The organism is Flavobacterium sp. (assembly GCF_020217025.1).
Taxonomy (GTDB): domain Bacteria; phylum Bacteroidota; class Bacteroidia; order Flavobacteriales; family Flavobacteriaceae; genus Flavobacterium.
In genome coordinates, this window is sequence record NZ_JAIWOF010000044.1 from 1 (window position 1) to 10,000 (window position 10,000).

The window sequence follows — 10,000 nt, forward strand, 5'->3', positions numbered from 1 at the left end:
GCGATTGACGTATTTTCAGAAAATCTACGTCAGTTGTTGTTAGCGCCACCATTAGGTGAAAAACGAATTTTAGCCATCGACCCGGGTTATAGAACTGGTTGTAAAGTCGTGTGTTTGGATGAAAAAGGCGATTTGTTAAACAACGAAACCATTTATCCACACGCACCACAAAATGATACCGCTATGGCGATGAAAAAAATCCGTTCGATGGTGAATGCGTATAATATTGAAGCCATTTCTATCGGAAACGGAACGGCTTCTCGTGAAACGGAATTTTTCATTAAAAAAATCGCTTTTGACAAACCGGTTCAAGTATTTGTAGTTTCAGAAGCTGGAGCATCTGTATATTCTGCGAGTAAAATTGCGAGAGAAGAATTTCCAAATTACGATGTAACCGTTCGTGGTTCTGTTTCGATTGGAAGACGACTTTCTGACCCATTAGCAGAATTGGTAAAAATTGATCCAAAATCCATTGGTGTTGGGCAATATCAGCACGATGTAGACCAAACAAAATTACAATCAGCATTAGATAGCACCGTAATGAGTTGTGTGAATTCTGTTGGGATTAACATCAATACTGCTAGTAAATCGTTGTTGAGTTATGTTTCGGGAATTGGTGAAAAAATGGCGGAAAATATTGTTGCTTATCGTTCGGAAAACGGACCTTTTGAAGATAGAAAACAACTGAAAAAAGTACCACGATTAGGAGAAAAAGCGTATCAACAAGCCGCAGCTTTCATTAGAATTCGCGATGGGAAAAATCCGTTGGATAATTCGGCAGTGCATCCAGAAGCGTATCCCATTGTGGAAAAAATGGCTAAAGATTTAGGTATCAAAACCAATGAATTAATCGCCAACAAAGAAAAAATAGCTCAAATAAAACCAGAAAACTACATCACGGCAGAAATCGGGATTTTAACTTTAAAAGACATTTTAAAAGAGTTAGAAAAGCCAGGGTTAGACCCAAGAAAAGCGGCAAAAATTTTCGAATTCGATCCAAATGTGCGTTCCATTTCCGATTTAAGAACCGGCATGATTTTACCCGGAATTGTGAATAACATTACCGCTTTTGGATGTTTCGTAGATTTAGGAATCAAAGAAAGTGGTTTGGTTCACATTTCGCAATTAAAAGAAGGCTATGTTTCGGATGTAAATGAAGTCGTAAAAATGCACCAACACGTTCAAGTAAAAGTCGTTGAGGTGGATGAAGCGAGAAAGCGAATTCAGTTGACAATGATATTGTAATCGAGTAAAAATATAAAATCCCAAACTCTAACTAATAAAAGTTGGAATTTGGGATTTTAAATATTGAAAAGAAAAACTATTCTTTTTCTTTTGTTTCTTCTTCTTTTTTAGAATTAGCAGGTTGGTCGTCTTTTGCTGCGTTTTTGAACTCTTTAATACCAGTTCCAATTCCTTTCATTAATTCTGGAATTTTCTTACCACCAAAAAGTAAAACAATAATAGCGATTATAAGAATAACTTGTGTTGGACCAACAACTCCTAAAAATATAGCTAGTGCATTCATTTTTTCTAAATTTTAAAGTACAAAGATATAAAGAAATTAACAAATGATTATTTTTTAACGATTAATTATACAATTCGAAATTAGAAACCCGTTGTATTTAGTATATTTGTGTAATTAATATGTTTTAAAAATGGCTAATAAAAGGCTAAAAAGACAACTTTTATTAAGAAAATTATTCAATAAGAGAAGGTTAGTTATTCTTAACGAGGATACTTTTGAAGAAACTTTTTCATTAAAATTAAATTTAATGAACGTCTTTGTGGTGGCAACGGTTGGCGCTATTTTAATCATTTTTGTTACTACTTATATCATTGCTTTTACACCACTTCGCGAGTATATTCCAGGTTATGCTTCTACTAAATTGAAACAAGAAGCCTTGGAAATGGCAATAAAATCAGATTCCCTTGAAAAATCGGTAAAAATCAATAACGCTTATATCGCTTCCATAAAAAAAGTGCTTACTGGCGATTTAGAGTATGCCAAATTAAATAAAGATTCGATAAAAGCTCTAGATGCTGCAGAATTGGATTTATCAGAACTCGCTCCAACAGAGAAAGAAAAAGAACTTCGTGAACAAGTTATAAAAGAAGATAAATACAACGTTTTTGAATCTTCAAAACCTAAAGTAAGTTTTGTATTGTTTCCGCCAGCTCAAGGAAGTATTTTACAAAAATATAATGTTGGAAATAAACATTTAGCTGTTACCGTTGCATTGACCAACAATACACCAATCAAAGCTGTAGCAGCTGGAACCATTATTTTTTCGGATTGGACACCAAGTTCTGGATATGTGGTGATTGTACGTCATAAAGATGATATTTTATCGGTGTATAAAAACGCAGCTTCGGTAACTAAAAAACAAGGAAACACAGTGAAATCAGGAGAAGTTATCGCTCTTGCTGGAAACGCAAATACGGTTCAAAATTCAGGCGCGACCTTACATTTTGAATTATGGAAAGACGGTTTCCCAATTGATCCAACTCAATTTATCAATTTCAATTAACATGTCAGTAAAAGCTTTTGCGGCCAAGTTATTTGCCAAAAGAATTCACGCCAAAACTCAAAAATGGGCCAATTATCCTGTTGAAACCCAACAAAAAGTTTTTGAAGAATTAATCAAAGAAGCGACTCATACGCAATTTGGAAAAGACCACGATTTCAATTCGATAAAAAGTCATTCCGATTTTATTCAAAAAGTGCCCGTTCGCGATTACGAAGGCTTGAAACATTATGTTGATAAAGTCGTAAAAGGCGAAGAAAATGTGCTTTGGAAAGGAAAACCGCTTTATTTTGCTAAAACTTCTGGAACTACTTCTGGTGCCAAATATATTCCGTTGACAAAAGAATCAATGCCGTTTCATATTCAAGCCGCTCGAAATGCGATTTTGAGTTATATACATGAAACAGGAAAAGCCGATTTTGTATCAGGAAAAATGATTTTCTTGCAAGGAAGTCCCATTTTAGAAGAGAAAAACGGAATCAAACTCGGAAGATTATCCGGAATTGTAGCGCATTTTGTTCCGAAATATTTACAAAAAAACCGCATGCCAAGTTGGGAAACCAATTGCATCGAAGATTGGGAAACTAAAGTCAATGCCATTGTAGAAGAAACCATCAAGGAAAATATGTCGGTGATTTCTGGAATTCCGTCATGGGTGCAAATGTATTTTGAGAAGTTAAAGGAAAAAGCAAACAAACCAGTTGGCGAAATCTTCAAAAACTTCAATTTGTTCATTTATGGCGGCGTGAATTACGAACCTTATCGAGCAAAATTTGAAAATTTAATTGGGAGAAAAGTCGATTCGATAGAATTATTTCCAGCTTCCGAAGGTTTTTTTGCTTATCAAGATTCACAAAAAGAAAAAGGCATGTTGTTGTTATTGAATTCTGGAATTTTCTACGAATTCATAAAAGCAGACGAATTTTTCACTGAACATCCAAAACGATACACTATTGGCGAAGTAGAATTAGGTGTAAATTATGTTTTAATTATTTCTACCAACGCTGGACTTTGGGCTTATAACATTGGTGACACGGTTCAGTTTACAAGTTTAAAACCATATAGAGTAATCGTTTCAGGAAGAATCAAGCATTATATTTCCGCTTTTGGCGAACACGTAATTGGAAAAGAAGTGGAATCAGCACTAAAAGAAGTAATGGAGGGAACAGATATTCGAGTAAATGAATTTACAGTTGCGCCACAAATTACACCAACCGAAGGTTTGCCGTATCATGAATGGTTTATTGAATTCGAAAATGAACCCAATAATCTAGAAGATTTCGCGTTAAAAATTGATGCTGCGATGCGCAAACAAAACGTGTATTACGATGATTTGATTGTTGGGAATGTGCTGCGAACATTAGTCATCACAAGCGTTCCAAAAAATGGTTTTCAAGACTATATGAAATCCATAGGCAAATTAGGCGGACAAAATAAATTACCTAGATTAAGTAACGATAGAAAAATTGCACAGTTTTTTGAGATAAAAGAATAAAGATGAAAGAAAAAAGATTGATTTGGTTTTTTCTTATCGTTTCCCAATTTGTGTTTTCACAAATCCGTGGCGTGGTCAAAGACAGTATTTCTGGCGAACCGATTCCGTATGTGAATATTTGGGTAGAGAATGAAACTGTTGGAACTACTTCGGAAGCGGATGGAAGTTTTTCATTGGATATAAAAGACGAGAAAGTATTGATTTTTTCTGCTTTGGGTTTTGAAACAAAGAAATTATCTTCTAAAAGCGAAGTAATTCTACTAAAACCAAAAGTTTTTGAGTTGAAAGAAGTGATGGTTTTAAATCAAAAAAAAACTAAAGAATTAGAAATTGGTGATGCTCATAAAGTTCATATAAGTCAATTATCGGGAAATAAACCATGGATTTATGCTAAGTTATTCAATTATGACTATAAGTATAAGGAAACTCCATTTGTTAAGAAAATTGTTTTTTACTCAAATAGCGATATTAAAGGCGCAAAGATTAAAATAAGAATTTTTGGTTTTAATGATTCAATTCCATCCGAAGATTTAATAAATGAAGACATAATTGTTACGGTAAAAGGAGGAATGAAAAAAAACACCATAGATGTTTCTCACTATAACATTGAATTTCCAAAAAGTGGCTTGGTAATTGGCTTGGAATGGTTAATTATTGAAGAGAATAAATATTTCTTTACTTATAAAGACACAAAAACAAAACAAAAAGTAAGTTTAGAGAACTACGCACCATCATTAGTAATCAATCATTCACCTGATGAAATTTCATTTACTTATTCAAAAGGGAAATGGTATAAGCATAAAAGACATTCTTCTAATTTCAAAAAAGAATGGAATAATAAAGTTAACACACCTGCAATAAATCTTATACTAACAAATTAATGAAAACCTTATTTTTCTTTTTTATCTCATTTTCCCTTTCCGCACAAATCCGCGGCGTGGTCAAAGACAGTATTTCGGGCGAACCGATTCCATTTGTTAATATTTGGGTCGAGAATGAAACTGTTGGAACTACTTCGGAAGCGGATGGCACGTTTTTTTTAGAAGCTTCAAAACAAAAAAGCATTGTGATTTCGGTTTTAGGGTACGAAAGAAAAACCTTGAAAGGAAGTGAAATTTCGGAAGTGTTTTTAAAACCTATGACTTACGATTTAAGAGAAGTGGTGATTTTAAATAAAAAGCAATCCAAGCAAATTGAAATTGGCGATATCAAGAACGCTATTTTTCAATCGTTTGACAATGGACCCAAAATTGAAGCTAAGTTTTTTCCGTATCAAGCTTCTTACAGCAAAACAAAGTTTATAAAAGAAGTCACTATTTTTACTGATAGTCGAATAGATGATGCGACAATAAAACTTCACTTTTACAGCGTAGATGAAAACGGATTTCCAGGTGAAGAATTATTAACCAAAGATTACGTCGTAACGCTAAAAAAAGGAGTAATTAAACACCGTTTTAACATATCGCAATTTGATTTAGTTTTTCCCGAAAAAGGAATGTTTGTAGCCTATGAAAAATTGTTAATTGAAAGCAACAAAACCGGTACCAAATACCAACCTTATGTATTGTATAATTATGTTGAAAGAGACTTTTTTTATACGTATGCTTACGGAAAATGGAGTAAGCAATCGGGTGAAAATTCAGAGAAAATCAGTGTAAATGAGCCTTCAATAAACCTGATTTTATCGAACTAAAATAAAAAACACTACATTTGTAGGTTAGAAAATATAAAAATTAATGAAAGACATTAAAAACATTTCGCGCTCAAGAGCGCAAGAGTCCTCAGCAGCTATTGAGCGACTGTACATTACCATGAGACATTTATTTAACAGAGGTTTTTATAAACCAATGGGTGTTTCAGGAGAAACTTTAAGAGAAGCTTTATTAGCGCTTCGACCAGAAATTTACGGTTCTATTGCCGAAGAAAAAGTAGAATTAAACGGACTTTTATACGTAATTGAACGTTTACCTATTGGAATTGAAGAATGCCGTTACATTAACTTAACTTCAGATGAAGGTTATTCAAATTCGCACTTTAAAGCGATTGTTCCTCCAAAAAGAAGAAGAAATTGTTACCGTATTGACGACGAACAAATGAACGTAGAAATCACACGTGGACGTTCGGATATTTATGATATTTTAACGCATTTGACGTTTATTTTTATCGAATCACACAAAATTAAAGATAGAGTTTTAATTGATGATGAAGGAGCAGTTTCACGCGATTGGCAAAAATTAGAATCAGCTGTAAAACAAACTAAAAAGCTACCTTTAGTGGAACGTGAAAAAGCAATTTCTCATGCGGCTAACGTTTTAGGAAGAACTTTTGCTGAAGTACAAGATATTTATGATGATTTTGCTACTCCAGAAGCACCAGATAGATTTTTACACGTAGTGTATTGGTTAGGAAAATTAGCTATTGAGGAAGTAGTTGACAACAATAAAAGAACCATAACTTTTAGTCCAATTTTACGAGAACGATTAGGTCATCATATTTATGGTGATATTTGGGCTACTACTATTAAAGAAGTTTTATTAAAAAATAATTTATTAGAACGTCCTATTCATATTATTAGTGCGAATATGCACAGTGTTATGAATTCTATTTTTGCTGAACCTGTTTTAGGAAAAAAATACAAAAACACACCTGAATTTCAGATATTTGAAGATTTAAGTAGTTCAGCAAACAAAGATTTACGCAAGAAAGTTGAAGATTTTGCGTTACAACAAGGAATGATTTCGTTGCCAGATGCATCAGGAACTAATATTGATGTTCAAATTTTTGATACAGCGAAAATTGATTTAACAAAAACCATTTTTGCTACTTCGAAATTAGCTAAAGAAAAACCAGTTCTTATTGTAATGGATTATGCCTTTGGCGAACAAGCTTTTGAAACGATTGATGAGTTGTTAAAACCATACAAAGCTGAAAAGAAAAGCAAAACGTTTTTAAATGTAGAGTCTGTTTCAATCATGGGTAAAGCCGGAATTCTAGAAGGAGGAAAAGGTGACATTATGATTCCAACAGCGCATGTGAATGAAGGAACAGCTGATAATTATCCTTTTGATAATGAGTTAACCAAAGAAATGTTTGAGGGTAATGGAATTCCCGTTTTTGCTGGACCTATGATTACGGTTTTAGGAACGTCGCTTCAAAACAGAGATTTGTTGAAGTTTTTCCATGAATCTACCTGGGAAGCTATAGGATTAGAAATGGAAGGTGCTTATTATCAAAAAGCAATTCAATCGGCTTCAAAAATTAGAAAAAGTATCAATCCAGATGTAAAAGTTAGATACGCTTATTATGCTTCTGATAACCCTTTAGAAACAGGAAGTACATTAGCATCAGGTGGATTAGGAACCACAGGAGTAAAACCTACGTATTTAATTACGATTAAAATATTAGAACAAATCTTTAACGTAAAATAAACATTAATGAGTACAAATTCTCAAAATCAAGAAATCAATTTAGGACAAATAGGAACAGGAATTAAAAACCTTTTTAATGGAATAATTAATTCTATCTTCGATTTTATATTCTTTGTAAAAAAGAAAATTATTGTTGTTGTGGTTTTATTTGTCTTAGGAGTCGTATTAGGAATATTGTTAGATAAAAAGCACAGTTATATTCAAAAAATGATTTTGATTCCTAATTTTGGAAGTAATGAGTATTTGTATAATAAAATAAGTTTATTAGAGTCAAAATTAAAAGAAAAAGATGTTGTCTTTTTTAAATCCATAGGAATTAATAATATTGATGAAATTGGAAAATTTGAAATAAAACCGATTAATGGTATTTATAATTTTATCAATTCAAAAGAGAATACGCTGAATTTCGAATTTATCAGATTAATGGCTGAAGACGGCAACATTGAAAAAATTATTAAAGACGACGTTACAAGTAAAAATTATTACCAACACGAATTAGTCATAAATACTTCAAGAGCCTTTAAAAAAAGCGAATTAATTGACCCAATTTTGAAATATCTTCAAGATTCTGAACACTTCAATAAGTTACAAACAGTTTATAAGAAAAATGTTGAAGAGAAGATAGTATTTAATAATTTATTGATTAAACAAATTGATGATTTAGTTGCTTCTTATTCTCAAAATAAACCAACTAGTAATGTTGTAATTTCAGAGAATAGTGGTCTTAGCGAAATCATCAATAAAAAAGATGAAATAATAAAAGAAAATCAGTACACTATGCTCCATTATATAGAGTATGATAAAATTATAAAAGACCAAAGTATTGTTTCTAATCAAATAAACACTTCGGGTGCAAACAACAAAATGAAATTAATTTTACCTTTCCTATTTGTGTTTTTATATTTTGTAGGTTTTCTATTTAACAATTTGTATAAAAAACAATTAGAAAGAATTAAAGGATAATGAAACATATATTAGTTACAGGCGGTGCCGGATTTATAGGTGCTAATTTTGTTCCTTACTTTATTGAGAATAATCCCAATTGTCATTTAGTAAATTTAGATTTACTTACTTATGCTGGGAATCTTGACAATGTAAAAGAAGTTGAAAATCATCCGAGATATACGTTTGTGCAAGGCGATATTTGTGATAGATATTTTGTAGAGCAATTATTCCAAAAATATCAATTTCATGATGTAATACATTTTGCGGCAGAAAGTCATGTAGATAACTCTATTTCGGGACCAGAAGCTTTTATTAAAACCAATGTTTTAGGAACTTTTAATTTGTTAGACACCGCAAGAAAACTTTGGATGTCTGCTCCAAATCAATACAATGTTGGATTTGAAAATTCTCGTTTTCACCATGTTTCTACTGATGAGGTTTATGGAACTTTAGGTGAAACCGGTTTGTTTGAAGAAACCACACCTTATGCCCCAAACAGTCCCTATTCGGCTTCAAAGGCAGGTTCAGATATGATTGTGAGAAGTTATTTTCATACCTATGGAATGAATGTAGTTACCACAAATTGTTCTAACAATTACGGGCCAAAGCAACACGATGAGAAGTTAATTCCAACAATCATTCGAAAAGCAATACAAGGTGAAAATATTCCGATTTATGGAGATGGGAAAAATGTTCGCGATTGGTTATATGTTTTAGACCATTGTAAAGGAATTGAACTAGCATTTAAGACAGGAAAAGCAGGAGAAACTTACAATATTGGAGGAAGAAACGAACGTAATAATTTATATATTGTTGACACTGTTTGTTCTATTTTGAATGAATTACAACCAAAATCTGACGGAAAATATCAAGATCAAATTACATTTGTAAAAGATAGACCGGGTCATGATTTACGATATGCCATTGATGCCACAAAAATAGAAAACGAGTTAGGCTGGAAAGCTGATGAAAATTTCGAATCAGGTATTAAGAAAACGATTGAATGGTATTTACAAAAATATAACAACTAATGAAAGGAATTATATTAGCTGGAGGTTCGGGCACGCGTTTACATCCGTTAACATTGGCAGTGAGTAAACAATTAATGCCTATTTACGATAAACCGATGATTTACTATCCATTATCCACTTTGATGTGGGCGGGAATTCGTGAAATTCTAATCATTTCAACACCTCACGATTTGCCTTTATTTCGTCAATTGTTAGGCGATGGAAGTAAATTAGGTTGCCGATTTGAATACGCCGTTCAAGAACATCCAAATGGATTAGCAGAAGCTTTTATCATTGGAAAAGAGTTTGTTGGAAATGACAAAGTAGCTCTGATTTTAGGAGATAATATTTTCTACGGAACTGGTTTAGCGGAATTACTTCAAGCTAATAATAATCCAAATGGTGGCATTATTTATGCGTATCATGTACACGATCCAGAGCGTTATGGAGTGGTTGATTTCGATAAAGATGGAAAAGTGTTATCTATCGAAGAAAAACCAGAATATCCAAAATCAAATTATGCTGTTCCTGGAATTTATTTTTATGATAATGATGTTTTAGATATTGCAGCTAATATCAAACCAAGTCACCGAG

Annotated in this window: 10 protein-coding genes; 9 read left to right on the forward strand and 1 reads right to left on the reverse strand. The window is 32.6% G+C overall.

What is annotated here, in order from left to right; translation table 11 throughout:
• Nucleotides 1-1,245: helix-hairpin-helix domain-containing protein (locus LDL23_RS01940; protein WP_291264202.1), on the forward strand; the 1,245-nt coding region annotated here is incomplete at its 5' end.
• 76 nt (nt 1,246-1,321) lie between these two features.
• Here LDL23_RS01940 and tatA read toward each other — a convergent pair.
• Nucleotides 1,322-1,528 (reverse strand): twin-arginine translocase TatA/TatE family subunit, encoded by a 207-nt coding sequence (tatA, locus tag LDL23_RS01945; RefSeq protein WP_026725433.1) that lies wholly within the window; start codon nt 1,526-1,528, stop codon nt 1,322-1,324.
• 130 nt (nt 1,529-1,658) lie between these two features.
• Between tatA and LDL23_RS01950 the strand changes: the two genes are divergently transcribed.
• From LDL23_RS01950 to LDL23_RS01985, 8 genes are all read left to right on the forward strand, one after another.
• Nucleotides 1,659-2,531, forward strand: a complete 873-nt coding sequence (locus LDL23_RS01950; RefSeq protein ID WP_291264203.1) for a murein hydrolase activator EnvC — start codon at nt 1,659-1,661, stop codon at nt 2,529-2,531.
• A 1-nt stretch (nt 2,532) separates the two neighbouring features.
• Nucleotides 2,533-4,023 (forward strand): GH3 auxin-responsive promoter family protein, encoded by a 1,491-nt coding sequence (locus LDL23_RS01955; protein WP_291264204.1) that lies wholly within the window; start codon nt 2,533-2,535, stop codon nt 4,021-4,023.
• Between the two features lie 2 nt (nt 4,024-4,025).
• Nucleotides 4,026-4,904 (forward strand): carboxypeptidase-like regulatory domain-containing protein, encoded by an 879-nt coding sequence (locus LDL23_RS01960; RefSeq protein WP_291264205.1) that lies wholly within the window; start codon nt 4,026-4,028, stop codon nt 4,902-4,904.
• Entirely contained in the window at nt 4,904-5,716 is an 813-nt protein-coding gene (locus LDL23_RS01965) for a carboxypeptidase-like regulatory domain-containing protein (RefSeq protein WP_291264206.1), read from the forward strand. Before LDL23_RS01960 ends, LDL23_RS01965 begins: the two co-directional genes overlap by 1 nt.
• A gap of 43 nt (nt 5,717-5,759) precedes the next feature.
• On the forward strand, nt 5,760-7,451 hold the full coding sequence (locus tag LDL23_RS01970) for a hypothetical protein (RefSeq protein WP_291264207.1): 1,692 nt from the start codon (nt 5,760-5,762) through the stop codon (nt 7,449-7,451).
• 6 nt (nt 7,452-7,457) lie between these two features.
• Nucleotides 7,458-8,414: a hypothetical protein gene (locus LDL23_RS01975; protein ID WP_291264208.1), complete on the forward strand. Its 957-nt coding sequence runs from the start codon at nt 7,458-7,460 to the stop codon at nt 8,412-8,414.
• Nucleotides 8,414-9,427: a dTDP-glucose 4,6-dehydratase gene (rfbB, locus tag LDL23_RS01980; protein WP_291264209.1), complete on the forward strand. Its 1,014-nt coding sequence runs from the start codon at nt 8,414-8,416 to the stop codon at nt 9,425-9,427. Before LDL23_RS01975 ends, rfbB begins: the two co-directional genes overlap by 1 nt.
• Nucleotides 9,427-10,000, forward strand: a 574-nt coding sequence (locus LDL23_RS01985) for a sugar nucleotidyltransferase (RefSeq protein WP_291264210.1), incomplete at its 3' end; no start/stop codon positions are given. The genes rfbB and LDL23_RS01985, both read left to right, overlap by 1 nt.

What these genes read in the sequence shown, in the direction of transcription:
- LDL23_RS01950 (WP_291264203.1), top strand. Translation starts at nt 1,659, where the DNA reads ATGGCTAATAAAAGGCTAAAAAGACAACTTTTATTAAGAAAATTATTC.
- LDL23_RS01975 (WP_291264208.1), top strand. Translation starts at nt 7,458, where the DNA reads ATGAGTACAAATTCTCAAAATCAAGAAATCAATTTAGGACAAATAGGA.
- LDL23_RS01955 (WP_291264204.1), top strand. Translation starts at nt 2,533, where the DNA reads ATGTCAGTAAAAGCTTTTGCGGCCAAGTTATTTGCCAAAAGAATTCAC.
- tatA (WP_026725433.1), bottom strand. Translation starts at nt 1,528, where the DNA reads ATGAATGCACTAGCTATATTTTTAGGAGTTGTTGGTCCAACACAAGTT.
- LDL23_RS01960 (WP_291264205.1), top strand. Translation starts at nt 4,026, where the DNA reads ATGAAAGAAAAAAGATTGATTTGGTTTTTTCTTATCGTTTCCCAATTT.
- rfbB (WP_291264209.1), top strand. Translation starts at nt 8,414, where the DNA reads ATGAAACATATATTAGTTACAGGCGGTGCCGGATTTATAGGTGCTAAT.
- LDL23_RS01970 (WP_291264207.1), top strand. Translation starts at nt 5,760, where the DNA reads ATGAAAGACATTAAAAACATTTCGCGCTCAAGAGCGCAAGAGTCCTCA.
- LDL23_RS01965 (WP_291264206.1), top strand. Translation starts at nt 4,904, where the DNA reads ATGAAAACCTTATTTTTCTTTTTTATCTCATTTTCCCTTTCCGCACAA.